21 protein-coding genes and 1 pseudogene are annotated in these 25,322 nt (G+C 25.7%); 17 read left to right on the forward strand and 5 right to left on the reverse strand.

Annotated elements, in window-relative coordinates:
- From JS510_RS00505 to JS510_RS00545, 9 genes are all read left to right on the forward strand, one after another.
- Positions 1 to 741: a pseudouridine synthase gene (locus tag JS510_RS00505; protein WP_205517429.1), complete on the forward strand. Its 741-nt coding sequence runs from the start codon at positions 1 to 3 to the stop codon at positions 739 to 741.
- On the forward strand, positions 720 to 1,892 hold the full coding sequence (locus JS510_RS00510; protein WP_205517430.1) for an MAG0770 family lipoprotein: 1,173 nt from the start codon (positions 720 to 722) through the stop codon (positions 1,890 to 1,892). The genes JS510_RS00505 and JS510_RS00510 overlap by 22 nt, the downstream gene beginning before the upstream one ends.
- Before the next feature lie 54 nt (positions 1,893 to 1,946).
- The gene (gene rpoE, locus JS510_RS00515) at positions 1,947 to 2,207 is read left to right on the forward strand and encodes a DNA-directed RNA polymerase subunit delta (RefSeq protein ID WP_205517431.1); all 261 of its coding nucleotides are present in this window, start codon (positions 1,947 to 1,949) and stop codon (positions 2,205 to 2,207) included.
- 1 nt (position 2,208) lies between these two features.
- A complete protein-coding gene (gene fba / locus JS510_RS00520; protein WP_205517432.1) occupies positions 2,209 to 3,093 on the forward strand; it encodes a class II fructose-1,6-bisphosphate aldolase in 885 nt (294 codons plus the stop codon).
- A gap of 108 nt (positions 3,094 to 3,201) precedes the next feature.
- Positions 3,202 to 3,861 carry a thermonuclease family protein gene (locus JS510_RS00525; protein ID WP_205517433.1) on the forward strand — a complete coding sequence of 220 codons (660 nt, stop codon included), beginning with the start codon at positions 3,202 to 3,204 and terminating at the stop codon, positions 3,859 to 3,861.
- 143 nt (positions 3,862 to 4,004) lie between these two features.
- A complete protein-coding gene (gene rplK / locus JS510_RS00530) occupies positions 4,005 to 4,601 on the forward strand; it encodes a 50S ribosomal protein L11 (protein WP_205517434.1) in 597 nt (198 codons plus the stop codon).
- Between the two features lie 2 nt (positions 4,602 to 4,603).
- Complete coding sequence (gene rplA / locus JS510_RS00535) at positions 4,604 to 5,299, forward strand: 50S ribosomal protein L1 (RefSeq protein WP_205517435.1); 696 nt, start codon at positions 4,604 to 4,606, stop codon at positions 5,297 to 5,299.
- 191 nt (positions 5,300 to 5,490) lie between these two features.
- Positions 5,491 to 6,324: an MAG4940 family membrane protein gene (locus tag JS510_RS00540; RefSeq protein WP_205517436.1), complete on the forward strand. Its 834-nt coding sequence runs from the start codon at positions 5,491 to 5,493 to the stop codon at positions 6,322 to 6,324.
- A complete protein-coding gene (locus JS510_RS00545; RefSeq protein ID WP_205517437.1) occupies positions 6,314 to 8,512 on the forward strand; it encodes an MSC_0775 family lipoprotein in 2,199 nt (732 codons plus the stop codon). The genes JS510_RS00540 and JS510_RS00545 overlap by 11 nt, the downstream gene beginning before the upstream one ends.
- 103 nt (positions 8,513 to 8,615) lie before the next feature.
- Here the strand turns inward: JS510_RS00545 and JS510_RS00550 are convergent, their stop codons facing one another.
- From JS510_RS00550 to JS510_RS00560, 3 genes are all read right to left on the reverse strand, one after another.
- Positions 8,616 to 9,977: a dihydrolipoyl dehydrogenase gene (locus JS510_RS00550; RefSeq protein WP_205517438.1), complete on the reverse strand. Its 1,362-nt coding sequence runs from the start codon at positions 9,975 to 9,977 to the stop codon at positions 8,616 to 8,618.
- A 771-nt stretch (positions 9,978 to 10,748) separates the two neighbouring features.
- Positions 10,749 to 10,904: a hypothetical protein gene (locus tag JS510_RS00555; RefSeq protein WP_205517439.1), complete on the reverse strand. Its 156-nt coding sequence runs from the start codon at positions 10,902 to 10,904 to the stop codon at positions 10,749 to 10,751.
- A 329-nt stretch (positions 10,905 to 11,233) separates the two neighbouring features.
- On the reverse strand, positions 11,234 to 11,683 hold the full coding sequence (locus JS510_RS00560) for an RpiB/LacA/LacB family sugar-phosphate isomerase (protein ID WP_205517440.1): 450 nt from the start codon (positions 11,681 to 11,683) through the stop codon (positions 11,234 to 11,236).
- 135 nt (positions 11,684 to 11,818) lie between these two features.
- Between JS510_RS00560 and JS510_RS00565 the strand changes: the two genes are divergently transcribed.
- The 8 genes from JS510_RS00565 (at position 11,819) to JS510_RS00600 (ending at position 19,022) form a co-directional block, all read left to right on the forward strand.
- A complete protein-coding gene (locus tag JS510_RS00565; protein WP_205517441.1) occupies positions 11,819 to 13,879 on the forward strand; it encodes an Mbov_0121 family peptidase domain-containing ABC transporter in 2,061 nt (686 codons plus the stop codon).
- Entirely contained in the window at positions 13,857 to 14,246 is a 390-nt protein-coding gene (locus JS510_RS00570; RefSeq protein WP_205517442.1) for an MAG1140 family protein, read from the forward strand. Before JS510_RS00565 ends, JS510_RS00570 begins: the two co-directional genes overlap by 23 nt.
- Positions 14,247 to 14,265: 19 nt before the next feature.
- Positions 14,266 to 14,724 carry an rRNA maturation RNase YbeY gene (ybeY, locus tag JS510_RS00575; RefSeq protein ID WP_205517443.1) on the forward strand — a complete coding sequence of 153 codons (459 nt, stop codon included), beginning with the start codon at positions 14,266 to 14,268 and terminating at the stop codon, positions 14,722 to 14,724.
- A 3-nt stretch (positions 14,725 to 14,727) separates the two neighbouring features.
- Positions 14,728 to 15,120 carry a cytidine deaminase gene (gene cdd / locus JS510_RS00580; RefSeq protein ID WP_205517444.1) on the forward strand — a complete coding sequence of 131 codons (393 nt, stop codon included), beginning with the start codon at positions 14,728 to 14,730 and terminating at the stop codon, positions 15,118 to 15,120.
- Positions 15,120 to 15,992, forward strand: a complete 873-nt coding sequence (gene era / locus JS510_RS00585; protein WP_205517445.1) for a GTPase Era — start codon at positions 15,120 to 15,122, stop codon at positions 15,990 to 15,992. Before cdd ends, era begins: the two co-directional genes overlap by 1 nt.
- A gap of 32 nt (positions 15,993 to 16,024) precedes the next feature.
- The gene (locus JS510_RS00590; RefSeq protein WP_205517446.1) at positions 16,025 to 17,080 is read left to right on the forward strand and encodes a M24 family metallopeptidase; all 1,056 of its coding nucleotides are present in this window, start codon (positions 16,025 to 16,027) and stop codon (positions 17,078 to 17,080) included.
- A gap of 101 nt (positions 17,081 to 17,181) precedes the next feature.
- Positions 17,182 to 18,618 carry a proline--tRNA ligase gene (gene proS / locus JS510_RS00595; protein ID WP_205517447.1) on the forward strand — a complete coding sequence of 479 codons (1,437 nt, stop codon included), beginning with the start codon at positions 17,182 to 17,184 and terminating at the stop codon, positions 18,616 to 18,618.
- A gap of 50 nt (positions 18,619 to 18,668) precedes the next feature.
- The gene (locus tag JS510_RS00600; RefSeq protein WP_205517448.1) at positions 18,669 to 19,022 is read left to right on the forward strand and encodes an MG284/MPN403 family protein; all 354 of its coding nucleotides are present in this window, start codon (positions 18,669 to 18,671) and stop codon (positions 19,020 to 19,022) included.
- Positions 19,023 to 19,553: 531 nt separating this feature from the next.
- Here the strand turns inward: JS510_RS00600 and JS510_RS00605 are convergent.
- A complete protein-coding gene (locus JS510_RS00605; protein WP_205517449.1) occupies positions 19,554 to 20,708 on the reverse strand; it encodes an Mbov_0401 family ICE element transposase-like protein in 1,155 nt (384 codons plus the stop codon).
- A 132-nt stretch (positions 20,709 to 20,840) separates the two neighbouring features.
- Positions 20,841 to 25,207: pseudogene (locus JS510_RS03375) on the reverse strand (Mbov_0399 family ICE element protein).
- Positions 25,208 to 25,322 lie beyond the last annotated feature (115 nt).

Here is a 25,322-nt window from a genome sequence, read left to right on the forward strand (position 1 = left end):
ATGAAAAATTTAATAAGGGTACAAAAAATAATAGCACAGTCTGGTATTGCATCAAGGCGTGCTGCAGAGCAATTAATTATTGAAGGAAAAGTGTTAATTAATGGCAAAAAAGCATTGCTTGGTGATAAAGCTTCCTTTGATGATGAAATAAAAGTGAATAATAAAATTATTCATGTTTCTAATTCAAAAAATTTTATTTATATCCTATTAAATAAGCCAAAAAATACAATTACCACTGTTAAAGATCCTAATGGAAGAAAAACTGTGATAGATTTAATTGAAACTAAAGAAAGGATTGTTCCAGTTGGCAGGTTAGATAGAGATACTACAGGTGCGCTTCTTTTAACAACTGATTATGAATTAGTTAATAAATTAACACATCCTAGATATGAAATACAAAGAACATATAGAGTTAGGATAGACGAACCATTGTCTCTTAGAAAATTTAAAGAATTAAATTCAGGAGTTATTGTTAATGGAAAAATGAGTTATCAAATAGTTGATCAAGTAGAAACTAAAAGTTATCTTGTAACTTTGCATGTTGGATCATACCATCATGTAAAAAAATTGTTTGAATCAATAGGGCATAAAGTTATTAACTTAAAAAGAGTTAGTTTTGCAAATTTAAATGTTGAAAAAATGCAAGAAGGAAGTTATAGAGCCTTAAGCTTTAAGGAATTAAAAGATTTAAAATCCTTAATAAAAATGCAAGAGTTAAAATGAGAAAAAAAACAAAACTAAAATTTTATTTGTGTATTTTTTCTCCAATTTATTTAAGCCCCATTTTAACAAGTTGCCAAAGTAGTTTTTGAGATCAACAAAATATATTTGAATCTGAATTTCATAGGGATTTTTTTCGCCAATATTCCTTATATAAAGGAACTTGAGAAAAAATTTTAAATTTTGTAAAAGATGAAAAAAATATAAATAGTTATTATCTTGAAAACTATAAAAAAGTAAAAGAAATTGATGATGCTTGACGAAAAACAATAGATGTAATAACTGAAAAAGGAAATAGAAAAAACTTATTAAATGAAAAATATTACTATTCAAGTTTTGGATATTTCGATGAGAACAACAATTTCAATGAAACAGATATTTTTTCAGATAATAAGAAAGTTAATATTGTTCATGAATTAACAAAAGACCCTGAAGATAAGTCTTTAAATATTAGAACTATGATGACATATATTTCTTACATTAATTATGAAATGAATAGCATTATTCAAGATTGAATTAAAAGATTAGAGAATGACTCAGTATTCTATCTATTTTATAGACAATTTATAAATCATAAAGGGTGACCATTTTTTAGAAATCACGGTTCTAGAGGTCTTGATCGTCAAAAGGTATTTTTTGATAATTTAATAGGATACTCAAATAGGATGGAAAGTGAATTTCAATCTCGTTATTATGATAGCAGTAGAATAAAAGTTGATTATAAAAAAATAATTAATTCTAATCCAGAAGAAAATTATGGCCATTCTCATGCTTTGATTAATTTGTGAAATGAATGAAATGGTTCAATTGTACCCAAAATTAATGAAAAGAATCATGAAAGAATTTGAGATAATAATTTAATTTATTCTGTTGTTAATTTTTTCAAATCTATCTATAAAAAAGCAGAAAAAATAAAATTAAAAAATAATGCAAATTTAATTTTAAGATTACAAAACAAGACTAACAGTGAAGAAATTATTGATCTAGATATAAAAAAATTATTTGATAACTTTTTATTACAAATAGTTGATGATTTCGAGAATTGAAACATTAAAATTTATTATCCTGAAAAAGATTATAGGGATTTAGAGTATATCTTTAAAGATAATTTTGAAGAATTAATGTCAATAGCATCTAAAATTGAAAGAATTATTAATAATTATAAAAACTAATTATAATTGTTATTAATTATTGAATTTAATTCCCTGATAGAAAGTGAGAATAAAATGAGCACAATGTTGGACGTAACTATTGCATATTTATTGGAAAAATGTGCTAATAACAACTATTTAGAATTTGACACAATTTTTGATGAGGTTGAAACCCATTTTGTCGAAAAATGAAAAAAAGAAGCATTAGATAAAGGTCTTACATATGACCAAATTAGAATCAATAAAATTGGTGAATTATATCGTTTATTGTCAGTTGATTCACGTTTTGTTAGAAATTCAAAAGGTTTGTGAACAACCAGAGAAGGTTTTGAATAAAATGATTCAAAAATACGAATTAGTAAACATGGATCAGATGTTATTTGATGCTAGAGCTAAAAAGTACGCCATTCCACATATAAATATTAATAATTTGGAATGATTGAAAAATACTTTAATAGCCGCTAATGATGAAAAATCTCCACTTATAATTGGCGCCAGCATGGGAGCTATAAAATATATGGGTGGATATTTGACTGTAGTTAATATGACTAAATCAATTATTAAAGATTTAAAAATTGAAATTCCAGTAGCTTTGCATCTTGATCATGGTGATTATGAAGCTTGTTTAAAAGCAATTGAATCTGGTTTTACATCAGTTATGTTTGATGGGTCAATGTTGCCTTTTGAAGATAATCTTGTTAAAACTAAAAAAATTGTTGCTTTAGCTAAAGAAAAAAATATTTCGGTTGAGGCTGAAGTTGGCGCTGTTGGTGGAGAAGAAGATGGAATAGTATCTGATGGTGTTAGATCAAATCCTGCTGATGCTATCAAGTTAGCAAACACAGGTATAAGTGCGCTTGCTTGCGGAATAGGAAATATTCATGGAAAGTATCCAGAATCATGAAAATCACTAGATTTTGAAAATCTTTATGAAATTTCAAAAGCTGTTAATATTGGGATTGTTTTGCATGGCGGTAGTGGCATACCTGCAGTTCAAATTCAAAAAGCAATTGATTTAGGTGTTTCAAAAATTAATGTTAACACTGAGCTACAATTAGCTTTTGCACAAGCTGTAGAAGATTTTGTGATATCAGGTGAATCTAAAAAAGGCAAAAATTATGATCCAAGAAAATTGCTTAAATCAGCTTGCCTTGCAATTCAAGAAGTTGTAAAACAAAAAATTAAAGAATTTAGATCTAAAAATAGAGCACAACATATATAAATCAAAAAAAATACTATAAAAATGCGTTAAATGTAAAAAAATATGGGGTAATTTTCCCATTTTTTTATTATTTTTTTACTATAAAAATAATTCAATTATTATTAAGATATGAAATTGAAATATATTATTGCATCTCCAATTTTATTGTTACCAATTATTAGCAATAGCTGTCATTCTAGTTCAGAGTCTGAAAAAATTACAAATAATAAAAATACATTAGATACAAACAAAAACACTTATTACTATCCTTTATCGAGTGAAACAGAATCCTATCTTAATTTTAAGAAAATAGCGTCAAATGTTTATATTCCTGATGGTGACACTATTTATTTTTATGAACATGATGAAAGAGTGGGCTTGAGATTTTTCGGCATAGATACTCCTGAAACTAAAAAAGATAATAAAAAAAATCAAAAGTTGGCTAAAAGAGAAAATCATTTTGCACAAAAAGCTAAAAATTTCTTAGAACAAACTTTACACAATAAAACTTTATATTATGAGTATATAAAACGAGATCGCTATAATAGAAAAATTGGCATATTATACTATGAAACAGAAGATAAAGTAAAAGCAGATGTATCTAAAGAATTACTAAAAAATGGTCTTGCAAGGGTGCATTACATTAATATTGATCGTGATGATATATTTACTGTTAAGGAAGAAAGACAAGTTAAATATTTCAAAGAAATTAAAAAAATTGAAAAAGAAGCAAAGAATAAAAAACTTAATATTTGAGCTTATCCAAAACAAGAAGTGTTTTATAGATAATGGTTGTTAATAAGCTTTAATATTTTATTTAAAAAAATAAATTTAATATATAATGTAAAAGCAATTTAATTTAATAAATTGTTTTTTATTTACTAGTGGGAGACAAAATCGCTAGAACCACATTATCGAAAGGATAACAAAATATGGCAAAATCAAAAGCTGATATTGTCCGTGTTCGTAAGTTACAATTCCCAGCAGGTCAAGCAAAACCTGGTCCTGCTCTTGCTGGTGTTGGTATCAACATGCCAGAATTTACACGTGCTTTTAACGATGCAACACGTGACAGAGGAAGTGAACCAGTTCCTGTTCAAATCACTGTTTACAATGATAAGTCATTTGACTTTAAATTATTTACAGCACCTGCAAGCTATAAGCTAAAGCAAGCTGCTAAAATTAACAAGGGTAGTTCAAACTCAAAAACTACAATTGCTGCAACTATTACAAAAGAACAACTTAGGGAAATAGCAGAATATAAATTACCAGATTTAAATACCGATGATGTTGAAACAGCAATGTCAATCATTGCCGGTACAGCAAAAAACATGGGAATCTTAATTGAAGGTTATGATAACATTAAAGCTGCTAAAAAAGCTGCTGCTGATGCTCAAAAAGCTCAACAAATAGCAGATGCCAAAATGGCTGCTCTTGATGCTGCTGTTACTGAAATGGTTGAAACAAAAGGTCAAGCTATTGATGTTAAGACTGTTGGTGACGAAGAAGTTGCTGAAGGAGAGGAATAATAATGTCTTCAAAAGTTGGAAAAAAACTTCAAGCTGCTAGAAGTTCATATGACAAAACAATCGCTTATGATTTAACAGAAGCTATTGAAATTGTTAAAAGAACTTCATATGCTAAATTCGATGCTTCAGTTGACCTTGTATTTAAATTAAACCTTGATGTTAGAAAAGCTGACCAACAACTTCGTGGATCAGTATTACTTCCAAACGGTACAGGTAAGTCAGTTTCAGTATTAGTTGTTACAAATAATCCAGAAAAACAAAAACTTGCTAAAGCAGCTGGTGCAGACCAAGTTGTAGATGGCCAAGAATTAGAACAAAAAATTAAAGAAGATATTTTTGATTTTGATGTTATGGTTGCTGACCCTGCAATGATGCCTATTTTAGGTAAATATGGTAAAAAACTTGGACCTAAAGGTCTTATGCCTAACCCTAAAACAGGTACAGTTACTCCAACTCCTGAAAAAGCTGTTGAAGAACTTAAAAAAGGTAAAGCAAACTATCGTACAGACAAAGCTGGTGTTGTTCATACAATGGTTGGTAAAGTTTCAATGGATTCAGAAAAATTAGCTGAGAACATTAAAACTGTAATTAGTTTAATTAAAAGGTTAAAACCATCTGCTGTTAAAGGAACATACATTCAAAATATTGTTGTTTCTGCTTCAATGGGACCAAGCGTTAAAATTAAAATTGAAAAATAATTTTATATACACAAACATTTTTCGTGTTTGTGTTTTTATTTTTGCTTTTAATTTCTAATTACAGCCAAACAAGAATATTTCTATTAAAAAAATAAAAAAATTATTTTTCTCTTTTTATTGAATAAATACAAATAATATTATTCTGATTTATAGTAAAATGAGTTCAATTATTTATAGTATTGGAGATAAATATGACAGGATTAAAAGTATTGTCAAATGTTTTTAACAAAACTGTAGCACTAACTGAATTTGGTTCCAATTATTTTCTGGCTTTTTTTGTTTTAATGTGCATATATGTATTTAATAGAACTAAAAATCAATCTAGATTAATTAAATCTTTAATGTTCACATTAATAACTTTTGTTTCAATAGTGCTTTTTTGAGGATTATCCAGCGCATTATCTAATGATATACCTATAATGTATGTTAATCCTATTGGTGTTATTTTTGATGCTTTTGTTGAGATGATAAACACTAAAGGTGATATATTTAAGTCATTTAAAGGAGTCCCGTATGTTTTAGGTTTTCAATTTTTAGGCGTTCTTGCAGGATTTTTAACATTTATTGGTCTATTTTATTTATTTAAAACTATACCTTCTAATTATTTTGATAAAGATATAAAACCAGATTTAAAATATGCTTTATTTCAAAATCACAATGAACGCACAATAGCATTTTCATCAAAAGAAGCAATTTTTATATTGTTAATGACTATTACTATAGCAATCACAAAAAGAATACCGCATTCTTATGGTTTAAATTATTTTACAACCTTACTTATAAATATGATAGTTCTATTTACAATATTGTTGTTTTCTTCTTATTTTAACTTTTTTTCATTTCATATATTTTTAGCTACCGGTTTTTCAATTTTAAATTTAATATTTACAAACAATAAAAGGGATAAAATACAAATTATCAAACATTATTTAATTGATTTATTGTTAACTATTATGATACCAGTAATTGCTGCTCTAATAACCATTGGAATTTATAAAGGAGGTAATAATTCTTATGCGTATTAAAAGAATTTTACAAAATATTATTTTACCAAGCTCAGTATTATGTGCTTCTGTGCTTGCCATATCATGTGCTAAAACAAATCAAAATTATACAGATGAAATAAAAAAATTAAATGAAGGTAAAATTGATAATGTTAGTTTAGACAATCTTCATAAATTAGCGAATAATTCTAAAATACTTTATTGAAAAAACCCACAAACAGATATCTCTAAAATTAGTATTAAAAATTTATTTTTAAATAATTTTTTAAAGAATAATTTGATGATAAATAAACAAGAACTTAAAAATACCCTCGAATCTTTAGGGTTTAAACACTCAGATAAAATTAGTGCAGAAATTGTTATAAATGAAGTTAATAGAGATTTTTCAAATGTTGAATACTTATCAGTACCTTTATTAATAAAAAGACACATAAAAACTGTAAGCGGAGAAATAAATGAGTTTCAAACACGCAAAGTTGTTTTTAAAATTAAAGGATTGAGTGTTGATAAAAATATTGAAACTAGGAAAGAAACTTTATACTCTTTCCTAAAAGATAAATATGATGTCGAAAATGGCTTAAATATAGTTAAAAAAGACAAAGTTAGCATCTCTCTAAACAATGATTTCAAGCTAGATCATAAGCTTTCAAATTTATCAAATAAAAAATTAAATGAAGCAATCAAATTAAGATTTAATGATTTATCAGACGATCAATACTATAACAATTTAACTTTAGCACAAAAACAAGAACAAGCAGATCCAAAGAATTCTGAAAAAGATTTGTTCAATATTGAAATTAAAAGCTTTGAAATTGACCCAGATAACTATCAAAACTATCTTATAAAATTTAAACTTGCATATGGTAAATCAAGTAAAAAAATTTCAAACAATTCATATAATCTTGATAAAAATATAAATAACATTGCTATGGATTTGATTTATAAAGGAACATTTAGCTCAGATCAAATTGATTTAGAACACATATTAAAAAATAATGCCAAAATCGAATTAAAATACGATTTAAGTTTTATAAATTATCCTTGAGACAAGGCAAATAAAGATGACTTTATTGCTAGATCTAAATCAAATCAATTCTCTTATAAGATAGATTCAATTAAGAAACTTGATCAATATGGAAGATTAGGTTTCAATCTTATTGTGGATGATTCAAAAGTTGAATCACTTAAAGGAAAAATAGTTTATGTTGAATCTGGGGTTAGTCCACATGCATATATTTTCAATCCAGAGTTGCAAGATAGCCAAAATAAATTCAATATGATTTTAGAAGATATCGACTCTAATATTTTGACTAAAATAACTCAAAATATATATGATAAAGCAAATAGATCACAAATTTTACCTGGTGGATATGGAGAACTTAGAGGATTCTATAATAGTCCAAATTTACCAAAACAAATTCACCTTGGCGAAGATGTATTAGTTAAAGAAGGCACAGATATAATTGCTCCATTTGATGCTGATATTATTTCTTTTGGAACAGCTAAAAATGAAAAGCAATTTTCAGGCGTTGGCGGTCGTCTTGTTTTAAGAGTTAAAAAAGACCAATTGAAAAATATTGTTTCAAAAAATAATTTTGAAGACATTTTTGAGGATGCTGAATATGTATATGTAGGTATAATACACCTTGATTATGCAGCTACACTTCCACTATTACAAAAGATTAGCTCAGATAGAGAAATAAAAGAAACTGAAAAGTACATTACATGAGATGTCACATATAATAATCCAATTCCTGTAAAAAAAGGAACAGTTATTGCAAAAGTTGGTAAATTTGAAAACAATGGTGGATGAATGCCTCATGCACATATAACAACTTGAAAACAAGAAAATTTCATAAAAGATGATAATGGATATTTATATAAAACATACGATTATTTAAAGCGCTATTCTAGGGATTCAGCAAAACCAGGAAACTTTGTGGTTCGTGTAGAAGGTGTTCGCAATGGAACTTTACCAGTTCAAGATATAAAAACCAAAAAAAGTAAGGATGAGTATAAAACAGATGTTAATGCTAATCCAATAGGTGATGAATTTAAGGAAAATTCAGTAAGAGTGCCATATCTAAATATTCGTGTTGATGAAATGGACAAAAGTTTATTTGACCCTAATTTAATTTTTAATTTTAGAGATAACAATACATTGACTTTCGAAGTTCATGATCTTTTCAAAGAATTAAAGAATAGTTAATAAAAAACCGGAATTTCCGGTTTTTTTAATTTTAATTAATTTATTTGTCTAATAAAATATGAAAATATCTATTTTATAGTGTTAATAGTAAGATTTTATAAGACTAGAAAGAATTCATTTTTCAACTATAATATAGTGATTCTGCAACTGTTGGGTGTGTAAATGCAACATTTTGAAAATCATCAATTGTTATATTATTTTGCATGGCAATTGCAATTTGATTAATTAACAAGTGAGAACCCTCAATAAACATAAAAGCTCCTAATATTTCATGGGTTTCTTTTTTAACTAAAAGCTTAATAAAACCATATGGATTATCTATACCATCAGCAAGTGACCTAGGAAGTCCTGTTGCTGGCATTTTAACTACAGTATAGTCGATTTTCTTTTCTTTTAATTCTTCTTCTGTGAATCCAATTCCACTAAATTCTGGATTTAAATATACACTTCATCCTGTTTGTTTTAAATTAATTGGTTTAGATTTAAGGTTTAGTATTTCTCTTGCAACAATATCTGATGTTCTATATGCTACTGATGATAATTGCATTAGTCCTGTAACGTCACCTAATGCATATATGTTATCAATACTTGTTTGCATTTTTTCATTGACTTTAATAAATCCATTATTATTAATTTCTAAATTTAAAGCTTTGAATGCCTCTATATTAGGTATGCGACCAACTGCAATAAGAGTTTTTTCTGCACTTAATAATAAGGTTTTGTTGTCAATATTTATTTCGAGTTTTTTGTCTCTAAAGCCTATAATATTGCTATTTTCGTATATTTTAATATTTTTGTCCATTAAGTATTTCTTTACTGCATCAGCTAATTCTGAATCATATTTTTTCATAAAATTATTTGATTCAATTATTGTGACTTCTGATCCTAGTGTTGAATATAAATAAGCCATTTCAAGTGCTACCGGGCCACCACCAATAATATTAAGATTCTTAGGAATTTTTGTTAATTCAAGTGCATCAGAAGCAACAATTAAATCTTTATTTTTTAATGCTTCCTCAAAACCTGGTAGATTTAATAATCTAGCTCTAGAACCTGTTGCTATAACTAGTTTTTCAAATGTTATATTTTCATTTGATAATGCTATTGTGTTTTTATCAAGTAATTTTGCTTCATCATTAAAAATTTTTACACCAGATTCAACAAGTTGTTGTTTTATTTTATTATTGAGTATTAATTTATTGTCTTGACGTCTTTTTTGAACTTTTTGAAAATCAATTTCAAAATTATCTACATTAATTCCAAATAAGTCTGATTTTAAGATGGTTTCGTAAACCTTTGCAGATTTAATTAAGGTTTTTGATGGTATGCAACCTTCATTAACACATGTACCACCTAAATTTTTTCGCTCTATAATAGCAACATTTTTTCCTTTTTTGCTTAATAGAATAGCAAGTGGATAACCACCAGGACCACCACCAATAATAACTACATCAAAATGTTTCATTTTTGTCTCCTGAAATTAAAAATTGTTTACTATGTTGTTTTTGTAATAAGTTATTTTTTTATTTTAAATAATATTTTTTAAATTTTGTGTTTAAAAATAAAAAAACTAAAAAAGTTTCTTGTCAAAAATAAGGAATACTTATTAAGAGTATATAGATAAATTCTAAATCTAGAAGCATATATTTAGCCAACAACTTTTAAATTTTTTGTTTTGCTATCAGTTTCATACAGTAATAAAATATCAACAAATTTATCAGTTTGATTTATCGTGATAGGATAAGAATATTAATGTGCTCTATCACTATCTCTGAGTTCAAAAATAGCTTTTGCATTTTTAAAGGTATTATCACTTATAAATAGTTGACCGCCAGGTCTTTTTTTGCTAACAGATCTACTGAATTTAAAATATGAAACCCTATTAAATAAACTGGAATCATATTTAGCATTTTATTTATTTTTGAATAGATAGTTTTTTCTCTATTGAGGGAATTTCAAGTTTAATTGACATCTATACTTTTTGAAACAAGGGAGCCAGAAAAGTTATTACGATTAAAAAATGAATGTATTATCAGGCAATGTGTACCATAGTTAGCCTCAATTAAAGTTGATTATGATCTGTGAATTTTGTTTTTTCTAGTTCCAAGAGGTACAATTTTATTTCAATTGTTATCCCATCGTCACTTATTATTAAAAATGTTCTAAAAACCTCCATTAGTTAGCTTATACATAGTAGTTAAAATTCTATTATTTTTACTTTTATCTTTTTGGTTTTTTAGTTGAACAACATTGCTAATTGCAGGCCCAATGTATTTGTATTTTTTATAATGTCTTCATCAAATCAAGTTAAATTTTCATCATTTGAAATTTTATTATTTTGCTTGTTTTCTTCTACTGTAGATTCATTAAAGTTTTTCTTGTATTTTATCAATTAAATCATTTTGATTTTGCTATAAAAACACATTATTATTGTTATTACAAGCATATAACAAAACTAAAGGGTCGCAATTTATGCTTACATGGCTAAAAAAGGTAATAATTTTTTATTTTTTTTCAATTTCATAATATTTTTATAGTTGTAAATTAATTAATATTTATTTTTATATTTTTTTATTCTTATTTACACTTAAACAAGTTTTCTTAATTTAAATCTTTTAAAATAAAAATCAAAAATGCATCATTAGTACTTTTGATGCATTTTATTTTAATAAAAACTTTTATTAATGATATCTTTATAAGACTATAAAATAGGATTTTTCATTAAAATTCATCAATTTGATCAATTCTATTTTTATGTCTTCCACCTTCATATTCAGTGTTTATATATTCATTGATCATTTCTTTAGCTTCTTCAATATTAACTTGTCTTCCGCCCAGAACAATAACATTAGCATTATTATGTAATTTAGCTAAATTAGCATCTTCAGTTGATGTTATTCTTGCAGCCCTTATTCCTTTATGTCTATTAAGTGCATAAGAAATTCCTAATCCAGTTCCACAAAAACCAACACCAAAAGCAACATCCTTATTATTAGTCATATAATTAGCTAATTTATGTCCTTGCTCAGCATATGAAATTGATTTTGAATCATCAACTGGCCCTAAATCAACTGTTTCATATCCGAGAGATTTAATATAATTAAGAACTTCATTTTTTAATAAGCAACCTCCATGGTCACTTGCAAAAACAACCTTGCCTTTATCACTCATATGTCTCCTTTTTATATGTTTTATTATTTTACTTTAATATATGTGCATTTTTATGCTATTTTTTGGAAAAATAAGTATTTTTTCCTATTTTTTTCCGTTTTATATTTATTCTCATTTTTTTGAAAATGATAAAGCATGAAGATATTAAAACAAGAAGATAAAAAAGATTGCGGTTTGTATGTTTTAAACTCATTAATTAACTATTTTTATAATAAAGAAGTAGACATTAATTATTTGAAGATAAATGCTTCATATTCATCTGATGGTATTAGCCTTCACAATTTAAGAACATTAGCTCTAGAAAATGGAGTTATTTTGGAATCTTTTTCTGGAGACTTTGACTCATTATATTCATTAAAAAATGATGATTTACCAATCATTTTATTATTAAATAGAAATGGGTATACACATTATGTTATTTTAACTAAAATTAAAAATAATTATTTTTGATTATTGGATTCACAAACAGGAGAACTAGAAAAAGTTAATGCTTTAAAGCTCAAGGAAGAATTTGCAGAAGTTGTAATTTTTCCTAAAAAGTCTAATTTAAAGTTAAACACAATAAAAATAACAATAGATAATAAAATTAAATCTTTAATATCTATTAAAAAGCTTGTTTGACCTCTATTATTATCGGCATTAGTAAATTTATTATTGAATTTTTCTTCTTCATTTTTTGTAAAGGTAGTTTTTGATTTTATAATACCTAATTTTTTAATAAAGACGCTAATTGTTATATTTATTTTATTTTTATGGCTAGCATTTCTACAGTGTATAAACAAATATTTTAAAAATTATTTAGTCAGAAAAATAACTAATCAAATATATTTGGAATTAAGTAGTAATTTTTTTGAAAAAATTAAGCAAACACCAGTAGATCACTTAACTAAACTTAATAATTCTGAATATTTTAAAAGAGCAAGTTATATTTCATACATTAGCGAATATCAAGCTAATTTTGCATACACTTTTCTAGGAGAAATAGCAAGTATAGTTCTTTCTGCATTCTTACTAATTTGAATTAATTATCTATTATTTATTTATGTTGGTTCTATTACTTTAGTATTGCTTTTGAGTAATATTATTTTTCACAATAAATTAGAAAATAAACATATTAGGAACATAAAAGTAACTTCAAATAAAATAGAATCAGAGCTAGACTTTATAAATGGCAAAGATAATTATGGTGATCAAAAATATTCTAATTTCTTAACTTTTTTATTAAAAAAGAATACTTTAAAACAAAGGGAAGCAGATGAAAATATTTTTTTCATCCAGCAGAATAATAATTTATTGAACAGCACACTTATTAGCAGCATTTCTAATGTAATAATTTTTATATCAACCTTTCTAATAATAAGAAATAAATTATCATCCGGAGATATGATGATGTTTTTAACAAGTGTTTCATTTTTTATAAATCCAATCATGTCAATTTCATCTTTATTATCTTCAAATATGTTAATGAAAAAATATGTTGATCAGGTTAATTTTGTCTTTAATCTTCCAAATATTCAAAATTTTGAAAAAGGAGTAATAATTAATGGATTAATTAAAAATATAAAACTTAAAAAAATAAATTTTTCATATGAAGAAGGGCATGAAATCTTAAATATTTCGGAGTTGGAAATTAATGATCATGTAAGAATAAATGGCACAAACGGGTGTGGTAAAAGTTCTTTTGCAAAATTTTTACGCGGGGATTTTTTAAACTATACTGGTGAATATTTAATAAATGATATTAATGTAAATCAATTAAATTTTAATAATTTAAAAGAAAAAATTTGTTATGTTGGAAGCAACTTTTATATACCTAATTCCAAGGTTATTGATTTTATTACTAATAATAGTAAAACTTTACTTGATAATTTAAATAATAATTTAGTCTATTATGAAATATTTGACTACTTAGAAAAAGTTAAAGTTAATTTGAATTCTTTTGTAAACAATAATGGTGGAAATTTATCTAGCGGACAAAAGCAAATAGTGCTGTTATTAAGGCTTTTTTGTCAAAAGTATAAAATTATAATTTTAGATGAAGCATTTGAAAACATCGATAAAGAAACAATGAAATTTTTAATGAATTGTATTAAAAACTACCAGGATGAAGCTTTATTTATTGAAATAAGTCATAGTGGAAAATATATTCAAAACAGCAAGGAGATAAATTTTAATGAGATTAACAAAAATTTCTAATTGATTTTGATTTTGATTAGTGTTTATTATTATTTTTACTTTTGTGGTCATTTTTGTAATTTTTACCTATAAAATAGAAAAAACTGAAAAAATAATAGTTTATTTTGATGAAAATAAAAAAATGCATATTTTTGGGAATGATAGGTTGATTTATAACTTAAAAAAAGATCAAAAAATTATGTTAAATTTAAATGAAATTAATCATGAATTATTTATAAAATCTATAAAAATGAATAAAGATAGTATAGCTGTAAATTACTTTGTTTCAGATAATAATTTTTTTAAAATAATAAAACCAAATTCAAAATTAGGAGCCAATTTATTTTTAGGAGAAACAACACTATTTAATAGACTTTTTAACTATTAAATATAATATAATTCATTTTATGGTTGAAGTATCTGTTAATATTGAGAATGGTGAATCATTTAAGTATTTAAATGAGTATATTTCTATTTTGGAGAATCTGCAAAAATATTTTTGTTTAGAAAATAAAAAAGTATCTGTTGATGTGTCAATTGTTAACAATAAGAAAATTCAAAAATTGAATAAAAAGTATAGAAATAAAAATTATCCAACTGACATCCTTTCCTTTGATTTTGGTGATAAAACTATATTCAAAAATTTGGATATATATCCACTTGGAGAGCTTGTTATAAGTCATGAAAAAGTTGAACAACAAGCAGAAGAATTTAATCATTCATTTAGAAGAGAATATTGTTATTTATTTGCCCATGGGCTTGTCCATTTAATGGGTTTTGATCATGAAATTGAGGAAGAAAGAATTCAAATGAATGCCATTGTAGATACAATATTTAATCCACTTCAAATCACAAGAGAGGAATAAACTATGGAAATTAAAAAATTACAAGATTTATTAAAACATTCATATTGTCCATGATCAAAATTTAAAGTAAGCGCTATAGCTATTGATTCAGAAGGAAAAGAATACTATGGAGTAAATGTTGAAAATGCAGCTTTTCCTTCTGGTTTATGTGCTGAAAGATCTGCATTATTTGGCTCAGTTGCCTATGGAGCTAAAGTGGGATCATTTAAAGAAATTCACATAATATCTTCAAGCAACGAAATAATTTCGCCATGTGCTGGGTGCAGACAAGTTATAACTGAATTTATGCCTGATGATGGATTAATTTACCAATATAGCAACGATGGGCAAAAAATGAGAGTTAATAAAGTTGGAGATTTGATTCCTTTTGCTATTAGAAGTGAACAAATTAAATAATGAAAGTAGCAACAGTTAGCATTATTGGAAGGCCAAATGTTGGCAAATCTTCATTGCTGAATAAACTTGTTAACTATGACTTAGCAATTGTTTCAAATACACCACAAACAACGAGAGACCAAATAGTAGGTGTTTTGTCAGATGAAAATTACCAATTTGTCTTTGTTGATACTCCTGGGATACACAAGCCACTAAATCTACTAGGAGAGCAATTAAATAAGGAAGCATTTAGTTCAGTGCAAGATATTGATTGCATTTTATTTTTAAGCCCAATAAACGAACCAATTAAATTTGGCGATAAATTAATTCTTGATAAAGTCCAAAAATATGAAAATAAAGTTGCAGTCATATCTAAAATTGATTTGGCTAAAAACCCAATAGAGTTAAAAACAAAAATTGATGAACTTCAGAAGTATAATTTCAAACATATTATTTCAATTTCAAATAAAAATGAAAGATCAATAGATTCACTTATAGATTTGTTGAAAGAATTTTCATATGAAAGTGAACCACTTTACGACCCTGATTACATAACAGACAAACCTATGAGATTTTTAGCAAAAGAAATTATTAGAGAGAGTGCTATAAATTTATTATCAGATGAATTACCACATTCTATTGCAGTTGAAATTCAGGACTTTTTTGAGATGGAAGACAGGATAGAAATAAATGCAATAATTTTTGTTAAAAAAGATTCTCAAAAAGGAATTTTAATTGGGAAAAATGCATCTATGATTAAAAAAATAGGTATAAACAGTAGAAAAAAAATGCAAGCACAATTTGACTCTAATGTAGTGCTTAACCTTAAAGTTAAGGTTGCCAATAAGTGAGTTAATGACAATAAAAGTTTAAAAAAATTTGGTTATAATTAAATTTGTTTATATATGAAGTGAATTGAGGGATTATGTATAGATCAAGATTAGATAAATTATTTAATGAAATGCATATAGATTGCATTGTATCAGATGCTCCGCAAACTAGATTGTGATATGCCGGTGTTCAAACAACTGATGGATATATAGTTATTGAAAAAGATAAAGCATATTTATTTGTTGATAGTCGCTATATTGAATATTGTTCAAAATATGCAAAAAATGTAGAAATTATTCTTTTGAAAGGGAATTCTTTAAGTGATTTTTTTGACAAAAAAGCCTACAAAAATGTTGTTTTTGAAAAAGACTATATTAGTTATGAAGTATTTCATAATTTAACTAATATTATAAAACCAAAACAAATAGGATGAATTCACGGCCAAGAATTAAGAATACAAAAATCTAATGATGAAATTCAAAAAATGCAAGAAGTTGTAAATATTTCTCTTAAAGCATACAATAAGTTAATTAAGATTATAAAACCAGGAATGACCGAAAAAGAAACAGCTGCAAAATTAAATTATCTTTTAAAAGAATGCGGAGCTGATAAAGAGAGCTTTGAAGAAATAGTTGCTACTGGTCCAAATTCAGCAGAGCCACACCATCATCCAACAGATGCAATTTTAGTTGAAGGAGATTTATTAAAGATTGATTTTGGAGCACTTTATAAAGGTTATAGTGCAGATATTACTAGAACAATAATACTAGGCGGCACCAAAAAAAGCAATAATCCTGAACAACAAAAAATATTGTCAATTGTTGAAGAAGCAGCTCGTTTAGGTCGTAAAGCTATTAGACCAGGAATAAAAGCTGGTGATATAGATAAGATTTGTAGAGATTACATACAAAACAAAGGATATGGTGATTATTTTGTACACTCAACCGGCCATGGATTAGGTATAGATGTTCATGAATTACCAAATGTAAGGCCTAATGGCGACTATATTCTTCAACCTGGCATGGTTATAACCGTTGAACCCGGTATTTATATTCCAGGTGTTGGTGGCGCAAGAATTGAAGATGATGTTCTTGTAACTCAAGATGGATATTATGTTTTCTCACGTCCAGATGAAAGCCCATTGAAATAATATAATAAAAATAATCAGAATGAATCGTGCTTAAACTTACTTTTTTAGAACCCAAACAGATTGGGTTTTTATTTCAAAATATATTAGTATATAATTAAAAAATGAAACAGTTAGATAAGATAACACCACTTGAACAAGATTTTGCTAAATGATACACTGATGTTGTTAAGCAAGGGGAACTGATTGAATATGGCCCCACAAAAGGGACATTAATTTTCAAACCTAATTCATTTGGAATATGAGAATTAATTCAGAAAGAATTGAATGAAGAATTCAAAAAACATGGAGTAAAAAATGTTTATTTACCGCTATTTATTCCTGATAGATTGTTTTTGAAAGAAAAAGAGCATGTAGCTGGTTTTAATCCAGAATTAGCAACAATAACTAGGGTTGGTGATAAAGAACTTGATGAAAAAATTTATGTAAGACCTACATCAGAAGTTTTATTTGCTGATCTTTTTAAAAAAATAATTGAGTCTCACAAAGATCTTCCAATTATTTATAATCAATGAGCAAATGTTGTCAGATGAGAAAAAACTACAAATCCTTTTTTAAGAAGTAGAGAGTTTTTGTGGCAAGAAGGTCACACTTGTCATAATACATCTATTGAGGCTAGAAAATTGACTAAAACAATGATTAATTTGTATTCGAAGTTTGCTAAAAAATATCTAGCAATTCCAGTAATTGTAGGTAAAAAAACACCTTATGAGAAATTCGCTGGAGCATGTACAACATATACAATTGAAGCAATGATGAAGGATGGCAAGGCGTTGCAGACAGGGACTAGTCATTATTTTGCGCAAAATTTTTCAAAAGCTTTTGACATAACTTTTAAAAACAAGAATAATGAAGCAGAATATGTATATCAAACATCTTGAGGTGTCTCTACAAGATTAATTGGAGCAATTATTATGACCCATGGTGATAATCGTGGTATAGTTATACCCCCAAGAGTTGCCCCAGTGCAAATTGATATTTTGGAATTGTTTTCTAATAAAGAGCCAAAAGTTCACGAAAAAGCCTTAGAAATATATGTGCAGCTAAGTAAAAAATTTAGAGTTCGTTTAGACTCAAGTGAAAAAATGCCCGGTTTTAAAGCAGCTAACTCTGAAATACAAGGAGTTCCTTTAAGAATTGAAATCGGCCCACGTGATTTGGAAAATAATTCTGTGACTGTTGTTCGTAGAGACACCTTAGAAAAAATAACAGTCAATATTAGTGAACTAAAAAGTGTTGTTAAAGATCTCCTTGATAAAATTCATGCCAATTTATATTCACAAGCAGCTGAAAGACTTAAAAAAAATACAGTTTTTGTAGATAATTATGTAGATTTTAAGGCAAAAATTAAAGAAAATAAATTTGTTATTGCCCCATTTTGCTGTTCTGAAGAAGCTGAAATTCTTATCAAGGAAGAAACAGGAGCATCTACAAGGTGTATTCCTAGAAAAATCAACAAACCTTCAAAGGCACAAGAATGTATATTTCAAAAATGCAAAAATAAAACTAATAAGTATGTAATTTTTGCAAGAGCATATTAATTGGAAGTTTAAAACTTCTTTTTTTATTATTTTTATTTAAGGGGTAAATCATGAATTTTAATGTTCCATATAATTCATTACATTATGAAATGTCTGAAAGTGAAAAATATAAGACAGTTGCAATGATATTTCATTTAGAAAAAGCTAAAGCTAGATTAAAAGCTAGAAAAAGATTGTTTTCACAAAATAGAAATGAAGAGAAGAATGGATTTACTTATTCAGAAAATTTACATAGAGCTCTTGAATGCATAAGTCCAGAAAGTAAACATTTATTAAGAAAAGAATTTCTTGAAGAAAAAGAAAGTTATTGATATGAAAAATATTATTCAAAAACTACATATTATAAATATAGAAGAAATGCTGTAGATGAATTCTTAGCATATTACATATCAGAAACAATATAAATGAAATGGCAGGCCAGTGCTTGCTATTTTTCCTTTTTTTCTAAAAAAGCTATAAAAAAGAACTTTTATCATTATTAAAAAATAAAAGTTTTTATTTAATAAAGACTATAAACACAAAGTAATATCTCATTATTTTTTTATTTAAATAAATAATATGTGTGGCAATGGAAGTGAAAGATTTTAGTGGGTAAGAAAAAATAACATTACTTTTTTTGTTTCATGATAATTATAAACTTTTTTTTCAAATTTTCAAACTGCTTACACTTTCCTTTTGCGTATACGCGCGCGCCCTTGAAAAGGGCCAGGTAACAGCCCAAAAAAGCTACTTACCGTAGCGGCTATACGACTTTTAAGTTTTATATATAAAACTTATTTTATTAACTTTTTATAGCAAAAGTGTAAGCACTAATTCAAAAGTGCTTACACTTTTGTAAGCAGTGCAAAACTTATTTTTATATTTATATAAAAATAGATAAGTTAAAAAAGTGTAAGCTTGAATTACAAAATTAAAAAAATAAGCACAAAAAGTAATTAAAATAAATTTTTAATAATTATCAAATTACTTTCATTTTCATGTGCTTTTTGTATCAAAAACTTTATAGTATCTAGATTATATAAAGCATATTTTTTATTAATAATGCGCTTTAAATTATGTCCAATTATTGTTTCAGCACATCCTCCAAAATAATCTTTTAACACAATAATGTTTTCAATTTTTTGTCTATTTTTCAAATAAAATTTTTTAAATTTTTGAATTTCAAGCCGCTTTGAAACTCTATTTTTTTCATTTTTTATTCATACAATTAGTTTGTCAATATACTCTATAAAGGCATCAAATTCACCTTTATTAAATAACTCTTTCAAACAATAAAAAGGATTCCCAATGGAAGAAAAAATTCTCTTATTCAATACATTTTTTGTTTTTGAATAACCAAAAACTTCATACATAAATCTAAAAAAATGAAATTTATCAAGCACTCTTTTTCCGTTAATTTTTGAATTTATTTTATCTATAAATATTGCTCCATCACCAGAAATATATGTGCTGCTACAGTGATAATGTTCCCTTAAAACATTATTAATTGTTTCTATAAAATTTCTATTTTGACTTAACTCATTTCTCTTTTTACTAGTGTTAGATAATTGCATTATTACTGTTTTATTTTCTATTTTATGCTTTTCTTTAACGCTTCTATGAACTAATGCAACCCTTGCTCTTATCTTATTTTTTTCACCTTTTTCCTGCACAAAAAAATAGGCATCATCAATGTCTATTTGTACTGGAATTTTTATATCGTTATGTACTTTGATTTTCATACTATTTTTAATAATTTCACACCTCATTTTTTTAAAATAATAATGATAAATATAGTATGGTATTTTATTCGTTTTTTGATAGTCAATTTTCTTATAATTTCTTTCATATAAGCCATCATTCAAACATCTATTTACATCATCAAAATAATACTTTTTTCGCTTCATTTTTAATAGTAAATCATCATGGTAATAAACAAATCTTTTACCTGTTTTTTTACACTTATACATAAACAAAAAATATGAATATTCGACACCTCTAATTATTATTTTTCTATTAACTTTCTTCTCAATATAGTAAAGCTTTTTGCGTTCTACACTATCTTTATAATCAATAGCTTTTTTATTTAAATATTCAATTAAAGTATCCATTTTTAATCCTTTATTTATTATTTAAGATTACATAAATATATTAAATGAATATTGAATTAGCAAAAAATCAGCATGAAATTAAATTAATGTTTACTTCATTTTCTGCTCTATAAAATAAAAAACTACGCCTTATTAGACGTAGTCAGAAACAAATATTTCATCAATTTCTTCATCACTTAATACACCATCAGGAAGTTTGAAATCAACATCTTTATATATCTTAATTTGATTTTTTTGTTTCTTCTTGACATTACTTTTTTGACTTTTGCCGGCTTTAAAGCCTTTTCTATTCAAGTAATACCGTATAGCATAAATTGAACCAATTATTAATACTATTGAGAAAATACCAATTGTTATATAAATAGCATAATTTATCTTTTTAGTTATTTTGTTTTTACCATTTAACTTTTGTCCATGTATATCACCATTTTCTTTTTTTAATGGATCATCCTTATTATCATCAATAATATTTTTAATATTTGGTACTATGTTTTTGTTAATGTTATTTATAACCCCAAGAGATGAAAAGCCTTTTGTATCCTTACCATGTACTAAGGTAAATATTCTTCATCTTGCGATATTGTTATTTTGAGAAACAAAATTATTATCATTAATTTCTTTTACTTTTAGCTTAATATTATTTTCATATTTTGCTTTTAATTCTTGATCTTTTATTTCATAAGGAACCACAACTTTATTTCCATTTATTGATATGTATTTATTCTTTTTAAATAATTCATTTAATTTATCAGTATAACTATATTTATTCAATTCTTCATCATTTACAAAAAGGGCAATTTATATATTTTGAACTTACAAGAGCAATTAAATAGTCATTTTTATATTCTAGTTCATATTCCTTTAATATTTCAACTGCACCATCAACAATCTCTTGACTTAAATTTTCAATGCTGCCTTCACTGGTAATTACAAAATTATTTGAAAGAACATTATTTAATAAACTTAAATCAAATTTGGGAGGAGCTGCAATATTTTTTATATTTATTAAAATTTGATTATGAATATTTGCATTTATGCCCTTTACTGTTAAATTCACGCCTTTTGATATTTTGTTTCCTCTAACTAATTTTGATATAGACTTATCTAAATTTTCTATAAAAATATCTTTATCAATTTTTAGCTTGTTATTTTCAAGACTATCAAATTCTTTATTTATTATATTTAAAACTTCTTCGTTTATTTTTTTATAAACTTCTTTTGAATCTTCAGAATAGTTAGCTCCAATATCTATAGTAAATTGTTTGTTAATATTTAGAACACTTAAATCAATAGGAGGATAGAAAATATTTCAAGCATTATTTTTAAGTAAAATTTTTTGCTTTGATTACTAAATTTATTTTTACCACTAACAGTAAATTCTAAACCCTTATAATCATTAAAATTATCACTATCAAATAAAACCACATTTAGAGCTTCATCTAACCAAGCTTCAGTATTTTCTTTAGTATTTCACTCTTTTATATACCAATCACCATCATCAATATTAGACTTAAAACCTATTTTTCATAACTCTCTACTTTTTCTTAAATTTCTATAAACATAATTAAGAACTTGATTTTTTACTTTTCTCTATATTCATTTATTATCTTCTCATCTTTTTCATTAGCATACGTTAAACCATTTAAATTTTTTAATTCACTTCATTCGACAAATGGATAAGAAAATAAATCATCATATTTGTAAATGTTATCATCAGCATCAGACAAAGAAAACTTAGACAAATAATTTATATAATCACGGTAATAATTAATAACTTTATCATACGGTAAGTAATTTAATTCATTTTCAGGCACTTTAACATTTTGTAATAAATACTTAACAAATGTATCAGATATAAAGTTTTTGCCATGAGTGTATACATAAAAGTAGTCATTTATTGGCTTGTTATTTTTGTCATACAGTTTGCCCTTAATTTGATTTAAAAATAAACTATCAGGACTATTATTTTCATCAATCAATACAATAGAAACATTACTAATAGATTCAGCTTCTTCAAAACCAAAACTATCATCAGCTATATGAGCAGCAACAATTCAAATTCCCTCTTCAGACATATAAGAAAATTGACTATTACCAGATTCACTTGACAACTCTTCGTAATTAGGCTTTTCTACTTTTACATATCTATCGCCCACTTTGTCAAAAAGCTTAACTTTATAATAACCTACATAATCATCAAATTTTTCATCAATTGCAAAATTTCTTAATGCTCCTTTTCCTAAAACAGAACTATTTGCAAAAATTCCAAAATCTATATCTTCTTTTTAGAATTTGACAAATTAGGATATACAAATGAAAGAGAATCTTTTAAATCGAAATCTCCCAACATTTTATTACTTAACCAAATAACCTGCTCTTTAGTGCCAGTATTTGGGTTTATTCTTTATCATATTTTTTATTGGGAATTAATTTATTGTCTTTGTCTTTTATTTTTTCACCTTTTTCATTAATTAAGTATGGACTAATTAATAATTTTTGTTCAAAATTATTTTCGGGATCTCAGCCATAATATTTAAAAGATTGATCAATTTTTTTATCTATTATTTCATATATTCTTGTAAATTTTTGAATAGGTTCACCTTCATTATTACTATTTTTTTATATCTCAATAACTCAACTAAATATTCATTTTCCTTTTTATCTTTTTTAGATTGAGAATCATCTAATTTAAGCTCTTTATCTCCAGCAATTAATTTTCTTTTATCTTGTAATTTTTTTATAAATTTTCTATTTAAAACAGGCACTTTTTCGCCGTTTATTAGCATAATATCATTTTCACTCTCTTGTGAAGTGAAAATTAAGTCAACAGGATTTTTTATTAAATATGTTCCATCAAAAAATTTATCTTTATATTTTATTTCATTTTCTTTATTATCTTGTTTTTGAGGCTCTTCAGACCTAACAAAATCATCTAAATTTTGATGTTCATTAAAATATTCTTCAAGTGAATCAATTCTTCCTATTGAATTAAAATAATTATTGCTTACTATTAAATTATCACCAAGATTTTTTCCTAAATATGTTTTATATGAATCACTAGGAGTCATATTCACAAATAAATTTTTATATACAAGAAAATTGCTGCTTTGCAAAGAATCCATAACAGTAAAAAACTTTTTAAATAAATGAGGATTATTTAAATTTTCTTTATAAAAACTATTTCTATCAATATTTTTTATTTCAGGAAGAACATCTTTACCATCTTTTAAAATATTCTGAATTTCAACAAAAATATTTATATGTTTTTCATCATGTTTTTTCACTTGAATTTATATTTAATTGAAAAATCATTGCTATTATGAGTATAAATAGTGCTAAATATGTTATCTAATTTTGTTTTATTACTTACTCTATGATTTAAATTTTCATTTCCTTCAAATTTCTGTATTTCATCACTAGATATACTTTTCATAGTATCGCTAATAAGGTGTAAAGCATTATTACTTATTTTTGAATTGCTATTATTTTCACTATATTTTTCTCCATTAGATGAATAAACAAAACTATTAATAAAATTTTTAGAACTAAAAGCATTTTGAAAACTGCTAATTAAATTTGGAAGTTCTTTATACTTTAAATTTGTAGTAAAAAATTCTTTCTTATAATTAAAATTTATTTTTGTATGAATATCAGCTTCAACGTTGTCTAATCTATGAATTTCTTTTTACCAGATCCATTATGCCAAAAAATAAATTCTTTGTTTAATACATCATCAGAATATAATTCTTCTCAACCATTATTATTATGAAAAGGATGATTGAAATAATCTACTTTACGAGGAAATAAATCGGTTCGACAACCAGGATCATAATAATAACCATCATAAGAAGGGTCACAAAATTCTTTTTGAAGGGCTCTTTTTCCTTTATTCTCTTAATGAAAGAATCAGAAAGCAACTTAATTTCAGAAGTATAAGATTCAATTTCTTTGCTTTTATCTGAATAAATATCACTTATTTGCTTATTGTATTCATTATAAAATTTAGAGCTATTTTTTAGATTATATGTATAGGCATCAAGTGGATTAGATGAAAAATAGTAATTTTTACCTTTAAAATTTTTTCCTCATTCGCTTCTAGGCACTTCATCTCAAAATCACTTTCCTTTTCTTTCTTTGTTAAACTCATAATTAACACGAATATTAGCATTTAAATCTTCATTTGTAACAAAATCTATTGATGTTACTTTATTGTAAATCATAGAGTATGGCTCATAATCCAGACTGATTTTTTTGTCCATACCAAGGATTATTGGCCTTCCTAAAATATTTTCATATTTATCACTAACGGTGAAACTACTGCTAGTTTTAAATGTTTTCCTTGAATCTGGCAATTGTTTTAAATTTTCTAATTGAGCTCTTACATCAACAAAATTTTTATTATCAATTTGATTACTGCTTCCACTGCTGGAAGACATAGCTAAAACAGGAGTACTAATTATTGTAGAAAAAGTTAAAAATTGAATAATTTTCTTTTTCATTTTATTCCTTACGCATGTGCACATTAATTATTGCGCATATGCAAGCACAGCTCATATGTGCAAGCACGAGTGCTTTTATTTATAGCACGCGCACTATTCATCAAGCAATGAATCA

This window comes from Mycoplasma tauri, from assembly GCF_016925555.1.
GTDB lineage: Bacteria > Bacillota_I > Bacilli_A > Mycoplasmatales > Metamycoplasmataceae > Mycoplasmopsis > Mycoplasmopsis tauri.